This is a genomic window from Paraburkholderia bryophila (assembly GCF_003269035.1).
Lineage (GTDB): Bacteria > Pseudomonadota > Gammaproteobacteria > Burkholderiales > Burkholderiaceae > Paraburkholderia > Paraburkholderia bryophila.
Genome location: NZ_QLTK01000034.1, coordinates 1 through 15655 on the forward strand (window position 1 = coordinate 1; position 15655 = coordinate 15655).

Below are 15655 nucleotides of genomic sequence, written 5' to 3' on the forward strand. Positions count from 1 at the left end.
CTGAGAGGCCACAGTACGTTTCTTTTTCATGATCGGCATATCCATGATATTCATCCTTCATGATATGCCTCGCCCACAAAATCACGGATAGGTCCTGAGAACCCCTTTAGGCCCTGAAAAAAGCCATAAACTCGTCTGGAACGCGTTGGAGAGGCTCGCAGTCTCGTCGTCCCATTGATGGCCGCAAAGGCAACCAAACGCACTGCGGCGGTCAGCAATCATGCGTCGCATTGCAATCTCCTCGGGTTTCCACACAGCCTGGGTCGAGCGCGGTCATTCGATGTCAGTCCGAAATCGCCTCTCCCACGGTCGTTTTCGGGAATCTTGCCGCGATCATTTCGGGCGTCGGCATGACCCCTCCGATACTCCATTGTGACGGTGCATGCTCATCGATCCGCACCCACACTGAAGAGCGAAACGATGGATCACCGCGCCCTTCGATTTCGACCATCAAATCAGTGATGCGTCTGAGCATCTCCGATTTCTGATCGCTAGAAAGGATGCCGTCGACCGTCTGAACGTGAACAAAAGGCATAACGTCTCTCCAAAAAATGAGGTAACCTATCTGAGTCTGATATTCAGACTCAGATTAGCATTGGGGGTGAGGTGTGTCAAAGAAAGCGCCACCGGAATCGCAGATCCGGCGTAATCGTCCGCTCGTTCCAGTGAGCGAATGCGGGTTAGCGCATACGGCCAATGTGCTGGGCGATCGTTGGGCATTGTTGATTCTGCGTGAAGCGTTTTACGGCGTGACGCGCTTCGATGCGATACGCGAAGATATCGGAGCATCAAAACATGCTCTGAGTAGTCGGCTCGAGTTACTGACCAACGCAGGCATTCTGATCGCGCGGCCTTATCGGGAGCCGGGAGCGCGCGAACGTAACGAATATGTGCTCACGGAAAAGGGCCGCGGTCTTGGTCCCGCATTGCTTATGCTGCTGGACTGGGGGCAAACTTATCTGCAGCCATCGGGACGGCGCGTGTCCCTCGTCGAGCGATCTTCAGGTCAAACGGTGAAAAATGCGTTCGTTACTGAAGACGGTCGTACGGTTGCGCAAGCCGATATCGCCTTGCAAATTTGCTCATAGGCGCGCGGTTCGAGTGGCCGTTACATGCGAAATTCCAACCCATACCTACCAGGAATCTCGCAGTAGATGAGGCCACTCCCGCAGCCAACGCTCGGTCTTCGCGGCGTACACATCGGGTATGGGTAACAGTTTGTTCGGTCTCAGGCGTCCGTCGAAAAGGTCCTGCAAACCAAACGGCGCGTAAATCTCATCGCCCTCTTCGTGGCGCCGGATACCCACTGCAACGGTCGCACACGGAAATCGATCGATGCCGTCCGATGCACGGCTTACAGCGCCGAACGGAGTGCCGAATTTGGTTGGATACCACAATGGCACGCGGGCCTGGTTGCGAATTTGCACTTCGACAGGAATATCCGCAAACAGGCGCCCGGTTTTTTCAATCACGGCGTCTTCCGCCGCCCAAGACGTGTCGGGATCGTAGTAGAAGAGATCGTAGTCCCGGATGCCAGAATGAACGTCACGACCGGAGGCCAGATTCCATATCGACTGTGCGATGCAACCGGCGGTGAGCCACCAGTCTGCAAGACCGAGATGTGATGCTCGATCCAGAATCAGCTTGTTCCATTGATTCCTTTGTGCGAGTTGTACGAGATCCTGCTCCAGGGTTTGGCTCATTCGGTCGTGGGCATCATAGGGTAATCGCAGGGGAAGAGAATATCGTGCGCGGGGCCATTCGTCAGAGTTGGGCAAAGGGTTGTCTGCCCGCTGCGGGAAAAACGGATCGTTTCCAGTGGGTGGCGTGGTATCGATTGCAGCTTTGCGAGCATAGGACCGTAATCGACTGAGGCTGTTCGCCACTGCTGTCCAGATTCGCGGGTCGGAAACTGTACCTGTCGCTCTCACAGACCCATGGCGCACAATAGGAGCCTCAGCCGTGCCGACGCGCATCGCCCTACGGTACTCTAACGTTCGCCCCTGGAAGGCAAACCAGCTCAATGACAGCGGTTATTTCTCTGGTCCTGTTTGACATGGACGACGTCCTGTCTCATTACGACCGTTCGGCACGGGTCAATCACCTCTCGGCGCTATCGGGTCAAGCGCCCGAGACTGTGCATCAAGCGATTTGGGGCTCTGGCCTGGAAGATCGGGCAGACGCAGGCTGTATAAGCGATGAAGCGTATCTGAAGACAATGGGAGACCTACTAGGTTGCCGCATCTCGCGCGAAGATTGGCTAGTCTCTCGCCGCGCCTCGATATCGCCCAACATGGAAGTCCTGGCGCTCGCTACGGCTCTTGCAGTACGACACCGTGTAGCGGTTCTGACAAACAATTGTCGGATGGTGTCTGACCACATCCAATTCCTTAACCCCGCGGTAGCTGAACTTTTCGGCCACCGGATCTACTCGTCCGCATCGTTAGGCGCAGCAAAGCCGGCTGCTGCTGTCTACCTTCGCTGTCTTGATCGCCTCGGCGCAAGCGCGTCCGAGACGCTCTTTGTCGATGACCTCGAGACCAATGTGGCAGGCGCGATCAGCGCGGGTCTTCACGGACACGTGTTCACCGGGGCCGCCTCGCTATCCGCCGAATTGCGGCGGCTCGACTTGCTGTAGCCGGCAACGAGGAAAACTGCAATTACTCGACGGCCTCATTGGATACCGAGTGGCTGCTCTGGAAAAATCCAACTGTCCTTACAGGTCTCGCCCAGCCGGTCGGCCTCGGGCAAAGGGCCACCGGTAGCCGCCTTTACCCGCTATGTTCGCCGGCCCACAGCCTGTACGCCATGGCCTGCCTTGCTTCGTGTCCAGTGGCTGCCGCAAAGCGCAAGCAGCTCAGAAAAGAAACAGCCCCGCACGTCCGGTCGGCTATCATGCGACTCCTCTCCGAAGTAGCTCCTTATGATTTCCGTCCGTAATCTCACGCTGCGCCGCGGCGTCAATGTCGTGCTCGACAGCGCGTCCATCACCTTCACCCCCGGCGAAAAGATTGGTCTCGTCGGCCGCAATGGCGCCGGCAAGTCGTCATTCTTTGGCCTGCTTAACGGCACGTTGCACGAAGATAGCGGCGAGTTCTCGATTCCCGCCGCATACCGGATGGGTCAGGTCGCGCAGGACATGCCGGAGACCGAGCAGAACGCGACGGACTTCGTCGTCGAGGGTGACACCGTGCTGCTGGCCGCTCAGGCCGAAGTCGCCGCCGCCGAGGCCAGCGACGACGGCATGCGCATGGCGCACGCCTACATGAACCTGCACGACGCCGGCGCGCACGATGCCCCCGCACGCGCCCAGGCGCTGATCCAGGGTCTTGGCTTCACCGCTGAACAGCTTAGCCAGCCGGTCAACAGTTTCTCCGGCGGCTGGCGCATGCGGCTGCAACTGGCGCGCGCGCTCATGTGCCCGTCCGACCTGCTGCTGCTCGACGAACCGACCAATCACCTCGACCTCGACGCGCTGGTCTGGCTGGAAGCCTGGCTCAAGCGCTATCAAGGCACCCTCGTCGTGATCAGCCACGACCGCGAATTCCTCGACGAAGTGACGCAGGTGACGGTGCACGTCGACAACGCCAAGCTCGTGCGTTATGGCGGCAACTACAGCAAATTCGAAGAGATGCGCGCTGAGCAACTCGTGTTGCAGCAGGCGGCAATGGCCAAGCAGGCGGACAAGATCGCCCACCTGCAGAAATTCATCGACCGCTTCAAGGCCAAGGCCTCGAAGGCGAAACAGGCGCAGAGCCGGGTCAAGGCGCTCGAACGCATGGAGAAGATCGCACCGGTGCTGGCCGATGCGGAATTCACCTTCGAGTTCAAGGAGCCCCTCAACGTCCCGAACCCACTGTTGTCGATGCTCGACGCGAGCTTCGGCTACCCCGCACCGGCCGACGCACCGCCGGACACGCCGCCCACGGTTATCGTGCGAGGCATCAACCGTTCCGTGCTGGCGGGCCAGCGTATCGGCATTCTCGGTGCCAACGGCCAGGGCAAGTCCACGCTGGTGAAGACGGTCGCGCACTCGCTGGCGCCGATTGCCGGCGAAATCAGTGAGGGCAAGGGCCTGAATATCGGTTATTTCGCCCAGCAGGAACTCGACGTGCTGCGCCCGCTCGACACGCCGATGGAACACATGATCCGCCTTGCCAGGGACACGCCGCCGCACATGCGCGCGCCTGGCCAGAGCAGCACCGAACAATCGCTTCGCACTTTCCTCGGCACTTTTAACTTCAGCGGCGATACGGTTCATCAGGCAGTTCACACGATGAGCGGCGGCGAAAAGGCACGGCTCGTGTTGTGCATGATCGTGTGGCAGCGCCCCAACCTGCTGCTGCTCGACGAGCCGACCAACCACCTCGACCTCGCCACACGAGAAGCGCTCGCCATGGCGCTCAACGAGTTCGAGGGTACGGTGATGCTGGTCAGTCACGACCGGGCCCTGCTGCGTGCGGTATGTGATGAGTTCTGGCTGGTCACGAAGGGCGGCGTCGAGCCCTTCGACGGCGATCTGGACGACTACCAGCAGTTCCTGCGCGACGAGGCTCGTCGCATGCGCGAGCAGGCTGGCGCGGCGTAGAAAACCATCGGCCGAGATACCACCGGGCGCTGGCTCGACGTGAATGTTCCTAGTGCAGTCGCTGATCGGACTAACAACAGGCACCCGCCGCGCTACCTGGTAGTTGCTCAAGCTAGCGATGCGCGGATCGTCTCCGGCGATAGCTCGCCAGCACGACAGCGGTGGTCACCGGCCCGAACTTCGCTAGCGTGTCGATCGCCAGCTCCAGGTGGGTCATATCTTCGACCACGATCCGCACCATGAAACAGTCTTCCCGGGCGATACGGTGCGCCTCGATGATCGCAGGCATTGCGTCGAACGCACTCAGACAATGGCTGATCTGGGCATGGCTGGTTCGAATCCGAACGAGCGCTGCATTGCCACGGCCTACGAGACCGGGATTGATCCGCGCCTCGTAACCTTAGATAACGCCTTGTTCTTAGAGCCGTTGCAGTGCCGGCCCCCTCCGCATCGGTCTTTCCGACATCGGTCGCGACCGGATTTTCCCAATTGCCGTTGAATCAGCTACCTTTCCCCACTGTCGTTGTGTCAAGTTCCAACGACCCGTATGGAAGCCAGCACCATAAATGGTCCAGCTAAAAAATCGCAGATTACCATCCAAACCTGGCGGAAAAACTGCGTCGCCACGGTGGGATTGCTCCACAAGACCGTGAGTGAATCGTCGCCGAGTGTGCCAGTGATTGACCTGCCTCCAGATCGGGAGCGAGACGCCGTAACACGAATGCGCTCAATCCTGGGTGACATTCACGCTGGGATGGCTTCTCATCGGAGCCATTCCAGCGTAGCGAATGTAATCCCTCGTTACTTGCCCGAATTTTCCGCTGCCTGCTCAATCAGCTTCGCCACCTCCTTCGGGTGAGAGATGTACGCCACGTGGCTCGAATCAAGCTCGATTGTCTTGCTACCGGCACGCTTCGTCATGAACCGTTCGAGGTCGGGATTGATCGCGCGGTCAGCGGTTGCGACGACAGCCCAGCTCGGTTTGGTCTTCCAGGCGGGCGTCGAGATAGGTGCGCCAAACGACGCGGCTGCCGGCATGACCTGGGAGACCGACATGAACCGGGCTTCAGCGGCGGGAACGTCGGCGGCGAAATCGGTGCGGAAGCTTGCCTGATCCAGATAGAGATAGCCGTCGGCGGTCGCCTTGATTGCCGTGGATGCCCCCGGCATTTTCTTGGCCAGATCCATTGCACTTTCGCCTGCATCAGGCTGGAAGGCCGCAACATAAACCAGTCCCGCGACCTTTTCGTTGTTACCTGCTTCCGTGATCACGGCGCCGCCATAGCTGTGGCCAACCAGGATGCTCGGGCCACCTTGCGCGTCGACGACACGGTTTGTTGCCTTGACGTCGTCGGCGAACGACGTTTCCGGTTCCTGAACGACGGACACGTTATAGCCATCGCGCGTCAGTATCTTCGAAACGGCTTGCCAGCCTGAGCCATCGGCGAAGTAGCCGTGAACGAGTACAACATTCTTTACCGGCGCTGCCGTGGCGGCTGTAGCGCCGAATACTGCAGCCGAAAGAGTGAGTGCGGCAAGGATACGGTTAAGGCGGAAAGTCACTTTCATTTTGGTTCTCAAGGTAATCTGGTTGAGTGCAGTCATGTTTGGCTGCAGGTTTTGAAGCACAGCTAGTGGCGAAACAACTCTGCCGGCGGAATTGTCGAAGCCGGGCAGCAACTCCTCACAGGGTAAAGACAGCCGTTTCAGCTACGCCGATGTCTCCGCTGCCATTGATATTCGCAAGGCAAGTATTCGCGATTACTTTCCTGCGAAGCATCGCCGACGGCATTTCTCGTTTTGCGTGGCCGGGCTTCTGAGAGCCACGCTTCGAGCAAGCAAGATTACTTCGACGTCTCTGGTTCGGATCTCACACTGGTCGTCACCGACGCATCAAGGCTTTCAACCGCGTGGCGTACGCCCGCCCCATATGCCGGGTCTGCTCTGCCGCAGTTTTCAATGTGCAGGTCTCTGACTGCATGGGAAACGCCATGCATGGCACGCGCGGTGTTCTCGAACAACACCTGACGCTGCGCCTCCGACATAAGGCGAAACAGGTCTCCAGGTTGTGAGAAGTAATCGTCGTCGACACGGTGATTCCAATGATCCGCCGCACCCTCGATAGAGAGCGGAGGTTCGCTGAAGTCAGGCTGATCCAGCCACGCGCCCTTCGTGTTGGGGTTATAGGGCGTCGTCCCACCTTGGTTCCCATCGACACGCATCACGCCGTCGCGGTGATAGCTGTTGTAGTGGCGAGCGCCGCGCGGTGCATTAACCGGAATCTGGTGATGATTGACGGAGAGCCGGTATCGCTGCGCGTCACCATAAGAAAACAGTCGGCCCTGCAACATCTTGTCCGGTGAGAAGCTGATCCCAGGGACTACGTTCGCCGGGTTAAAAGCGGCCTGTTCGACATCGGCAAACCAGTTTTCGGCGTTGCGATTGAGTTCAAAAAAACCAACCTCAAAGAGCGGATAGTCCTTTTTCGACCAGACCTTGGTCAGATCGAACGGGTTCACTTTGCAGGTCGCGGCTTCCTTCTCCGGCATGATCTGGAAATACAAAGTCCAGCGCGGAAATTCTCCCTTTTCTATTGATTCGTACAGGTCCCGATGATGACTTTCGCGGTCGGACCCAACCAGTTCCACGGCCTGCGCGTCGGTCATGTTCTCAATGCCCTGCTGCGTGTGCATGTGAAACTTTACCCAGAAACGCTCGCCAGCCGCGTTGATGAGGCTGAACGTGTGGCTACCGAACCCGTGCATATTCCTGAACGTCCGAGGAATGCCTCGATCGCTCATCACGATGGTGATCTGGTGAAGTGCCTCAGGCAACTGGGTCCAGAAGTCCCAATTACTCTCCGCGCTGCGCAGCCCCGTTCTCGGGTCACGCTTGATTGCGTGGTTGAGGTCCGGAAACTTCAGGGGATCGCGCAAAAAGAACACTGGCGTGTTATTGCCGACCAGATCCCAGTTACCTTCTTCGGTATAAAACTTGAGCGCGAATCCGCGGATGTCACGCTCTGCGTCCGCCGCGCCTCGCTCTCCAGCGACCGTCGAGAAGCGCGCAAACATCTCCGTTGTTTTTCCGACTTCGGAGAAAATTTTGGCTCGGGTGTAGGCAGTGACGTCGTGCGTGACCGTGAACGTACCGAAGGCGCCGGACCCTTTGGCATGCATACGACGCTCGGGAATGACTTCACGGTCAAAGTGGGCCAGCTTCTCGAGAAACCATACGTCCTGAAGCAACGCGGGTCCACGCGGGCCGGCCGATTGCGTGTTCTGATTGTCAGGTACCGGGGCTCCAAACGCCGTCGTCAATTTGCTCATGGCTTTCTCTGTGGGATGTCGGAAGGGAGTTGAGTGCGGAGTGAGAAAAATGCGTCAGAGAATGCCGGCGTGCGATGGGTTATTTCTTCAGCCACCTGCGCGCCGACTCGCTCTATTGGGCGGTGCCTATTTAGCCGCTGCGAGGATCGCGTCGCTTACCTTTGCCGCGTGAGAGAGCATGACAAGGTGGCTGGACGCTACCGACGTTTTTTGCGATTTCGCCCTGTCTGCCATTCTATGTTGCAACGATGGTTGAATCGCTCCATCCTGTTCGGCCACGACATACCAGGATGGCTTCGACTTCCAAGCGGGTGCCGAGACGACGTCTCCCAATGCCTTTGCTGCCGTCGCACCCTGTGTGACGAAGACCACCAATCGTTCATCTTCCGGCAGGTCCTGACCGAAGCTCTCATCGATGCCGGTTCGCGTGAGCTTGAGAAAGCCTTGTGAATCGGGCCGAATCTCCGCACCGAGTGGCGCCGGATCAGCGCTGGCGCCGAGTGCACCTGCCGACTCGCCTTCGTCAGGTGCAAAGGCGGCGACAAATACCAGACTTTGCACCTTGCTGTCATTGCCCGTCGCAGTCGCAACGACGCCACCATAAGAGTGACCGACCAGCACCACCGGCCCCTCAATCAACGCGAGCGCCCGTTTGACTGCAGCGGCGTCGTCCTCCAGCGAGGTCAACGGCAATTGCACGGCGACGCTGGATAATCCGCCTGCATGCAGGAGCGGAATGACTTTGGACCAGCATCCAGCATTTGCCCATGCTCCATGGACGAGTACGGCAGTTACAGATTGACTCATGGTTGCTTCCTTAATGAACGTTGTCCGACATACAATTGAGAGAAGACGCGGGATTGAAACGGCACGACAGAGGCACTTCTGAAGCAGACAATCAGGATCGCCAGGCTGACTGACGACAACGCTGCAAAAGGTGCCTGCATGAAGATAAGGCTCCTGTCTGCAATCACGTGGGCTTTAAGAAAGGGTATAACCTGCTCGCGGACCAGTTCGGTAATTGCACTGCCAGGCGCGCTGTCCGGAACCGCGATGCCATCCATACCCCTCGCTTCTTCTCCACCATGACGAAAAAACTTCAAGGCATCGAGCGAATGGTGATTCAGGCAGGCAAGCCCGCGTTGCAAGTCACGGCTCTTATGTACTCTTTATTTTGTGTTTCAGATTACGGTCGGATAACAGCAGCGTGGAGTTCGTCGGACTGCTCGGGCGCCGGGAGAATAGCCGCGCCGTATGTCAGCCCTGTGTTATGAGCGAGTTCTATACGCCGAACGCGAATGGTGTTCATGCAACTGGTAGTACTGGCTCACTTGACTTCGCATCGTGCTCGTAGTGTAACGGAGCGATAACGCCGCGCCATGGCTGTGCCGCCTCACTACATTCTTTATTCTCTTTGACGAAAGTTTGACCTGGGTCGCGCAGAAATTTGACTTCGTCTATCATCACGAAGCGTTGGGCGGCAGCACGAAGAAACGGACGGTACATTCCGCTGTCGGGATGACTATTCTGCCGAGCGCGCAGAGGGTCTGAGTCTCTCTACAGCTTTTCGAAAGGGGTGCACGCGCATGAACAGTACAACGATGAGCAAAGCCCCCGTCATTATTGCCACTGACCGCGTGCCGCCGAACGCGAGGCTGGCCTTCTGGCAAAGCGGGGTCGCGAATCTTTTGACTCATCTGGAGTGTTCGAGCGCGATAGATGAAGACTTCTCAGGATCGCTTACCGCCCATCTTTCGACGCCAATCAACCTGATTGAAATCGTAGCGACGTCGCATACCATAGCTCGGGTCAAGCCAAAAATCTCACAGGTTGGTGAAGAACAGGTATTCGTCTGCATACAGATGACCGGAGAGGCGATCGTCGAACAGGACAACCGGCGCAATGTTCTTAGGCCAGGCGACATCACCTTGCTGGATACATCGAAAACATTCCGCGCTGAATTTCCCGAGCCGAAATCCCAGCTGGTTTTGCAGATCCCAAGAACCCTTGTACGCAAGCAGATCGGCTCCATCGAAAATCATACGGCGACCGTCGTCTCGACGGACAGTCCGCTGGGCGCCATGACGAAGAATTTTGTCGGCTCGCTGGCGCAGAACTTTGAAAGCTTCAGCACCGATGTCGCGCAACGGCTGACCGAACAGGCAATAGACATGGCGTTGATGGCGTTCATGTCGCGACCGGATGACAAATCTCCAGGAGCGGCAGGGAACACCGTCACGAGGACGATGCTTGCCTACCGTGGTCGAGCCTTTATTGAAACGAACCTGCGGGATCATTCACTGACGCCCGCGGATGTCGCCGAGCATCTGGGAATCTCGAAGCGATACCTGAGTTCGGTTTTCGCCAGTGACGGTCAGTCGGTCGAGAAGTACATCTGGGAGCGAAGATTGGCCAGGTGTGCGAGAGATCTCGAAGACCGGGGGCAGGTCAATCGCGCCATCGGGGATATCGCTTCCTCATGGGGTTTCAATAACCTGCCGCATTTCAGTCAGTCATTCAAAGCGGCTTTCGGCATAACGCCTCGTGAGTTTCGAAAGGCCGCATAGAGAGCTTTCCTCACGCCAGCATCGCGCATCTCAGCAAGCGCAGCCGGCCATGCGCTAGTCACCCAGCTCAGCCAGCTTGCGCCTCGAGCAGTCACACCCGACGGTCTGCATTCCGTACTGACGCCCGGGCTTCTGGTTCTGCAATGAGAGGGCGTGCCGCCGCACTTCCGCGGCGGGAAGCGGACCGCCGTGCCCCATGTGAAAGCGTTGCATGCCCGCGTCCACCATGCCGAGCAACTCTTCGCCGACCGCTTGCGGATCGTCTTCGAAGGGTGGGCGCATGGCGTGTCCCTTGCGTATCAATCCCCCAAGAAAGACCCCGGAGGCGACCAGATCGCCGACTAACGCGTCGCCGCTTTCTAGTTCGACCGACACGGAACCGGCCGTGTGACCCGGCGTGTGCATTGCCACGCCGTCGATTCCGTAGCAACCGAGATCAAGGCTGGCGTCGTCTTGCAACAAGATGTCCGGTGTGAACGGCAGGTACGGTTCGCCGGGCAACCCTGAGCGCAAAAAGAGCGGCCCCCACCAGTGCGCGACGCAGTACGTCATCTCCTTGCGCCGCTCGTAATAGTCCAGATCTGCCGCATGAGCGAGGATCGGCGCGCCCGTCAGTTCACGCAGTCGCGCAGCCGAGCCGGCATGGTCTGTATGCGCGTGAGTGACCACGATCAGCGTGACATCGCGGACTCCAAGACCGAGTTTCTTCAACGCACGCCCGATCTTGTCCTCCGAGCCCGGCGTGCCTGTATCAACGAGGATGCAACCTCTTGCACCGACAACCAGGTGGCAGTGGACCATGCCGAACGGCAGGATGGGAATCGTCGTGATGGATAGTTGATTCATGATGTCGTTCCTTGTCGGTCGGTGATGGCGTCATACCGCCCATGCCATTCAGTTCAACCCGAGCGGATTGGCGATTCGCAGCCTCCATCCGCCGTCTCGTCCCTTTTCCATGACCTGCGTCGCGGTACCGCGCTCTTCGTGCTCCCGGCCGTCCGGTAGCGTCACGCTCAGCGTCCAGTCAAGCAGCACGAGCGCGATGTCGCCGCTTGTCAGCACACGACGCACCTCGTTGCGAATGCGCGGGCGCGATGTCAGCAACTGCGCGAGGTGATTACGCAATTCGGCCGGGCTGTCTTGCACCACCTCGCCGCCCGTCATCCGCATCGTGGCTTGATTGGTGAACAGAGCAAGCACGGCATCAAGATCGCCGGCGTTCAGCGCCGCGTCGAAAGCGACCGGAACCTGCTCGGGGGAGCTGCACACGATGGACTTGCCTTCGATCGCGGCCACGAAGCGGGCAATCAGCCGCGCCACCTCAGCCGGTGCCTCCAGCGGCGACAGGTGCCCCACTCCAGGCAGGACATACAACGCCGCGTGCGGGATGCGAGGCAGCAGTTCCGCCTGCAGCGTTGCGACGCGATCCACCTGGTCGAGCTCGCCCGAGATGACGATGGCCGGCGCGTCGATCGACGCCATGGCCTCGGTAATGTCTTCGCGCATGGCCACGTTCGGCCAGCCCGCCTTGGCCTGGGGTGCGGCCTTCAGGCTGTCGCCGATGACCTGCTCGCGGCAAGCGGCGTCGAGCGGCTTTGCGGTAAGGACATGATCGATAACGAATTCGACCGACTCGCGCGATTGGTACGCACCGGTCAACGTCGCGCGTTGCTCGTCGGAAAGCAGCATCGGTGAAGGAGGCGACGGCGCGACGAGCACGAGGCCTTCGAGCCCGCGTGGCCGACGCGACGCGATGAGCTGCGCGACCTTACCGCCCATCGAATGACCGATCAGAACGTAACGCTGCAGCGCCAGCGCTTCGATGACGCCTTCGGCGTCGGCGGCAAGGTCGGCGATGCGGTAACCCTCGTCCGGGGCTGCGGAATCGCCCCAGCCGCGGTGATCGGTGGCGACGATTCGATACCGGTCGGACAACGCGTTTGCCACCGCGTCCCAGGTACGCGACGAGCCGCCGTAGTAGTGCAGGAATACCAGGGCCAACTCGCCGCTGCCCCGCTGCGAGACGTGAATCCGCGTACCGTTCGACTTGATTTCCATTTCCGTTCCTTGTTCCTTAGGTTATGGGGAGATGGTAGATTCAAGTCGCTCGCTTGATAATTGGCGATTCGGTGTTATCAGTCGATAATAGCGTTATCGAATTGGAGGACAATGTGGATCGACTGACGAGCCTTGGCGTATTCGTCGCCGCCGTCGAAGAAGGCAGCTTTGCCGCGGCGGCACGCCGCTTCGGCCTGTCAGCGGCGATGGCGGGCAAACACGTGAGCGCCCTTGAGTCCGAGCTGAATGCCCGGCTGCTCCAACGCACCACACGGCGCTTGAATCTGACCGATACCGGCCAGACTTACTACGAACGCTGCAAGCGGATTCTCGAAGCCTTCGACGAAGCGGGACGAGAAGCGAGCGACTCGCAAGCCACGGCGCGCGGTGTGCTGCGCGTCGCGGCGCCGGTCACGTTCGGCGCGATGCACTTAGGTGACGTCGTGGCACGCTACCTGGAGGATCACCCGCACGTCAACGTGGAGGTGCTGCTGGGAGACCGCTATGTCGATCTCATCGACGCGGGTGTCGATGTCGCCATCCGGATCGGTCGCCTGGAAGACCCTCAGCTCGTGACGCGCCGGCTTGCGCCATGCCGAATGGTCATGTGCGCGTCTCCGGCCTACCTCGAGCGCCATGGAACGCCGCGCAAGCCGGCTGACGTGATGCGTGCGCAAAGACTCGTTTTCAGCGAGGCCGTCTCGGCCGGCGACTGGACATTGCTGGATGCGAGAAACCGCGCGCACCTCATCGACGGACCATGCCGAATGGCCGCGAACAATACGCAAATGCTGCTTGCCGCCGCACTCGCCGGCGCCGGCATCGCATACGGCCCGACCTTCGTATTCGGCGAGCACCTCCGGCGCGGCGAACTCGTCGCCCTGCTTCCAGCGTATCGGGCTGCGAATCTGACGATTCAGGCCATTTATCCCAGTGCGCGGCGCATACCGCTCAAGGTACGTCGCTTTGTCGATTACCTCGCCGAAACATTCGGCGACGAACCGCCATGGGATCGCGAGGAAACGCCGCGGCAAAGCGGCCGCCGAGGCTCCCGAAGCAACCGTTGAACCACTGGCTCCCGTTGTTTATCCAACTAGGCAGCAACGACCGTAAATTCAACCCCCGACTCGAACCCCAACGTCGTGGTCGAAAAGCGTGGGTTGCCTTCAAGGTACTGCTTGTACGGCCACACGGCGTCCTCGGCGGTGTACATGTTGTCGGCGAGAACAATCGAGCCCGGACGAAGCAGATGCTCGATGCGCCGGAACAGATCCAGATACGCGTCAGCCCATACGTCCATAAACACCAGGTCGAACGTACCGTGCAGTTCGGCAATGGTCTGGAACACGTCACCTTCCCTCAGATCGACATGCGCGTCCACCCCCGCCGCGCTCACATGGGCTCGAAGGTGTGCGCACTTCCCCGGGTCGAGCTCGGTCGCGACGACGATACCGCTGCCCATCGTGCGAAGGGCGTCGGCGAAATACAGCGTGGACACGCCACAAGAGCTGCCGAGTTCGAGAATCCGTGCCGGCCTGTGGGCAAGCACCATGTTGTATAAAAACTTCCCCATTTCCGGGGTGACGGCTAACGACAGCGCCGTACCTTGCGAGGACTGGAAATCTTCGCTAGTCAGGCCATGCGATTCCAGAAATCGCCCGCGCAGTCGAGGTGCGAGCATGTCGTATTCGTCGGCGAGCGTCATGAACTCCTCGCTCGACCCGTGAAACTGGGCCCGCGCGCGGGCCAGTACTTCCGTCAGGCTCTGTTCGTGAAGTCGTTCCAGAAGTGCCGTGGTTGTCGAAGTCATAGGTTCTCCTCTTGCCCAACTTGGCTAATGAAGTGTGCGGAACATAGAGAGACGTTTGAGGAGAGCAAATATTTTGGCCGACTTCGAAAATCCGGCCATGCTGGCGCCTGCCGGCGTCGGCAGACGACACCGCCACGTCGCGGTAGACGATCTTGTCGTGAAAGAACGGGATGCTGGCGAAAGGGCCACCGGGACGGCGCGCCTGCTGCATCCAATGCGCGGCATTCGGTGCGCTGCTACCCAAGCTATCTTTTGCGCGTTGCGGCGCTTCGATTTCGTTCAGTAAGCCGCGACGATTGAAGCCCTCGACATATCGACATGACAAAACCGCCCGGCTGAGTGCCGGGCGGTTTTGACGGATTCAATCTAGATTTCCGCGTAATCGATACCCGTCAGCGGCCCCAGATGAGCCACCGTGGTGAAGTGCGCTTCATGCCCGGTATCGATGTCCAACTCGCGCACGTTACCGCCCAGATCGGTCACGAATGCGCGCCGCCCCTGTGGGTCGAGCGACACGCCAATGCCCTCCTTCAACTCACGGGCCAGTACTTCGCGATCGACCAATCCGGACGCCGTGATCCTCGCGCGATTGAGTGTATTGCCGTCTTGCGTATCGTCGCCGCGGTCGGTCCAGTACAGCACGCCCTCGTGGTGATCGAGATCGAGATCGATCGGCTCCGGTAAGTCGGCCAGCAACAATTCGACATCCGGACGCTGGTCGGGTCGCGCACCGGCGGGCAGCTCGATACCCGCTCTGAAGATGCGGCCCTTGCCTGCATCCGGTGGTCCCTTCTGCGTCCAGTAGACATGCCCGTTGGCCTTGTCCAATACGATGCCGACACAATGACGGGTCGCGTCGGCCGTATCGTCGGGGAAATTTCCGGTGCGCACGAGTTCCGTCACCTCCGTGCCGTCCAACCGCGCGCGCATGACGCGCATGCCTTCGCGATCGCACCAGTACAGGTGACCGCTTTCCTTGTCGAGCACGAGTTCTTTCGGTGTGCCGGCCTGACCGGATGGGACCAGCACGCGATGTTCGCTGCCGTCGAGCTTCGCGCTTTCGATCGTGCCGTCGTTCGGGGGCACCGCGCCGGACGCCGGATCGCTGTCGATCAGATGGATGCCGGTTCCCATGTTGGTCCAGTAGACGACCTGGTCTTCAGGATCGACCTTGATGCCGTCGGGCGTGCGGGTCAGATTCGCGAGCACGACTTCGTGCGAACCGTCGGGTGACAAAGCGATGATCGCAGGCGGACGCGCCTGCAGGACATACAGCGTACCGCCATTCTTCGTAGCCACGGTA

18 protein-coding genes are annotated in these 15655 nt (G+C 59.5%); 7 read left to right on the forward strand and 11 right to left on the reverse strand.

From position 1 onward, the window contains the following. Positions 1-283: 283 nt before the first annotated feature. Positions 284-535, reverse strand: coding sequence for a tautomerase family protein (locus BX591_RS30935; protein ID WP_111935125.1), 252 nt, complete (start codon positions 533-535; stop codon positions 284-286). A gap of 73 nt (positions 536-608) precedes the next feature. On the opposite strand from BX591_RS30935, the gene BX591_RS30940 reads away from it, so the two are divergent. Then, the gene (locus BX591_RS30940; RefSeq protein ID WP_208459624.1) at positions 609-1088 is read left to right on the forward strand and encodes a winged helix-turn-helix transcriptional regulator; all 480 of its coding nucleotides are present in this window, start codon (positions 609-611) and stop codon (positions 1086-1088) included. Between the two features lie 45 nt (positions 1089-1133). Here the strand turns inward: BX591_RS30940 and BX591_RS30945 are convergent, their stop codons facing one another. Continuing rightward, on the reverse strand, positions 1134-1703 hold the full coding sequence (locus tag BX591_RS30945; protein ID WP_111935126.1) for a nucleotidyltransferase family protein: 570 nt from the start codon (positions 1701-1703) through the stop codon (positions 1134-1136). 320 nt (positions 1704-2023) lie between these two features. Between BX591_RS30945 and BX591_RS30950 the strand changes: the two genes are divergently transcribed. Beyond that, on the forward strand, positions 2024-2638 hold the full coding sequence (locus BX591_RS30950) for an HAD family hydrolase (RefSeq protein WP_111935127.1): 615 nt from the start codon (positions 2024-2026) through the stop codon (positions 2636-2638). A gap of 285 nt (positions 2639-2923) precedes the next feature. Continuing rightward, on the forward strand, positions 2924-4588 hold the full coding sequence (locus BX591_RS30955; protein WP_111935128.1) for an ABC-F family ATP-binding cassette domain-containing protein: 1665 nt from the start codon (positions 2924-2926) through the stop codon (positions 4586-4588). A gap of 112 nt (positions 4589-4700) precedes the next feature. On the opposite strand, the gene BX591_RS37400 is transcribed toward BX591_RS30955, so the two are convergent. Beyond that, positions 4701-4877, reverse strand: a complete 177-nt coding sequence (locus tag BX591_RS37400; protein WP_244147009.1) for an Lrp/AsnC ligand binding domain-containing protein — start codon at positions 4875-4877, stop codon at positions 4701-4703. Between the two features lie 143 nt (positions 4878-5020). Here BX591_RS37400 and BX591_RS30965 point away from each other — a divergent pair, with 143 nt between their 5' ends. Beyond that, complete coding sequence (locus tag BX591_RS30965) at positions 5021-5167, forward strand: alpha/beta hydrolase (protein ID WP_111935129.1); 147 nt, start codon at positions 5021-5023, stop codon at positions 5165-5167. Positions 5168-5389: 222 nt separating this feature from the next. On the opposite strand, the gene BX591_RS30970 is transcribed toward BX591_RS30965, so the two are convergent. The 4 genes from BX591_RS30970 to BX591_RS30985 all read right to left on the reverse strand — a co-directional run bounded on the left by BX591_RS30970 (position 5390) and on the right by BX591_RS30985 (position 9065). Beyond that, on the reverse strand, positions 5390-6157 hold the full coding sequence (locus BX591_RS30970; protein ID WP_111935130.1) for an alpha/beta fold hydrolase: 768 nt from the start codon (positions 6155-6157) through the stop codon (positions 5390-5392). Between the two features lie 275 nt (positions 6158-6432). Next, on the reverse strand, positions 6433-7917 hold the full coding sequence (locus tag BX591_RS30975; RefSeq protein ID WP_111935131.1) for a catalase: 1485 nt from the start codon (positions 7915-7917) through the stop codon (positions 6433-6435). A gap of 126 nt (positions 7918-8043) precedes the next feature. After that, the gene (locus BX591_RS30980) at positions 8044-8724 is read right to left on the reverse strand and encodes an alpha/beta fold hydrolase (RefSeq protein WP_111935132.1); all 681 of its coding nucleotides are present in this window, start codon (positions 8722-8724) and stop codon (positions 8044-8046) included. Continuing rightward, on the reverse strand, positions 8721-9065 hold the full coding sequence (locus BX591_RS30985; RefSeq protein WP_146749839.1) for a hypothetical protein: 345 nt from the start codon (positions 9063-9065) through the stop codon (positions 8721-8723). The genes BX591_RS30980 and BX591_RS30985 overlap by 4 nt, the downstream gene beginning before the upstream one ends. A gap of 438 nt (positions 9066-9503) precedes the next feature. On the opposite strand from BX591_RS30985, the gene BX591_RS30990 reads away from it, so the two are divergent. Continuing rightward, complete coding sequence (locus tag BX591_RS30990; protein WP_111935134.1) at positions 9504-10484, forward strand: AraC-like ligand-binding domain-containing protein; 981 nt, start codon at positions 9504-9506, stop codon at positions 10482-10484. A 54-nt stretch (positions 10485-10538) separates the two neighbouring features. Here the strand turns inward: BX591_RS30990 and BX591_RS30995 are convergent, their stop codons facing one another. Both BX591_RS30995 and BX591_RS31000 read right to left on the reverse strand, forming a co-directional pair. Continuing rightward, complete coding sequence (locus BX591_RS30995; protein WP_111935135.1) at positions 10539-11330, reverse strand: MBL fold metallo-hydrolase; 792 nt, start codon at positions 11328-11330, stop codon at positions 10539-10541. A gap of 48 nt (positions 11331-11378) precedes the next feature. Further along, positions 11379-12542: an alpha/beta fold hydrolase gene (locus BX591_RS31000; protein ID WP_111935136.1), complete on the reverse strand. Its 1164-nt coding sequence runs from the start codon at positions 12540-12542 to the stop codon at positions 11379-11381. 113 nt (positions 12543-12655) lie between these two features. Between BX591_RS31000 and BX591_RS31005 the strand changes: the two genes are divergently transcribed. Beyond that, entirely contained in the window at positions 12656-13609 is a 954-nt protein-coding gene (locus BX591_RS31005) for a LysR family transcriptional regulator (RefSeq protein WP_111935187.1), read from the forward strand. Between the two features lie 26 nt (positions 13610-13635). On the opposite strand, the gene BX591_RS31010 is transcribed toward BX591_RS31005, so the two are convergent. Next, positions 13636-14352 (reverse strand): O-methyltransferase, encoded by a 717-nt coding sequence (locus BX591_RS31010; protein ID WP_111935137.1) that lies wholly within the window; start codon positions 14350-14352, stop codon positions 13636-13638. A gap of 73 nt (positions 14353-14425) precedes the next feature. On the opposite strand from BX591_RS31010, the gene BX591_RS31015 reads away from it, so the two are divergent. Beyond that, positions 14426-14638 (forward strand): hypothetical protein, encoded by a 213-nt coding sequence (locus tag BX591_RS31015; protein ID WP_111935138.1) that lies wholly within the window; start codon positions 14426-14428, stop codon positions 14636-14638. Positions 14639-14718: 80 nt separating this feature from the next. Here the strand turns inward: BX591_RS31015 and BX591_RS31020 are convergent, their stop codons facing one another. Next, a complete protein-coding gene (locus tag BX591_RS31020) occupies positions 14719-15651 on the reverse strand; it encodes a hypothetical protein (protein ID WP_111935139.1) in 933 nt (310 codons plus the stop codon). Positions 15652-15655 lie beyond the last annotated feature (4 nt).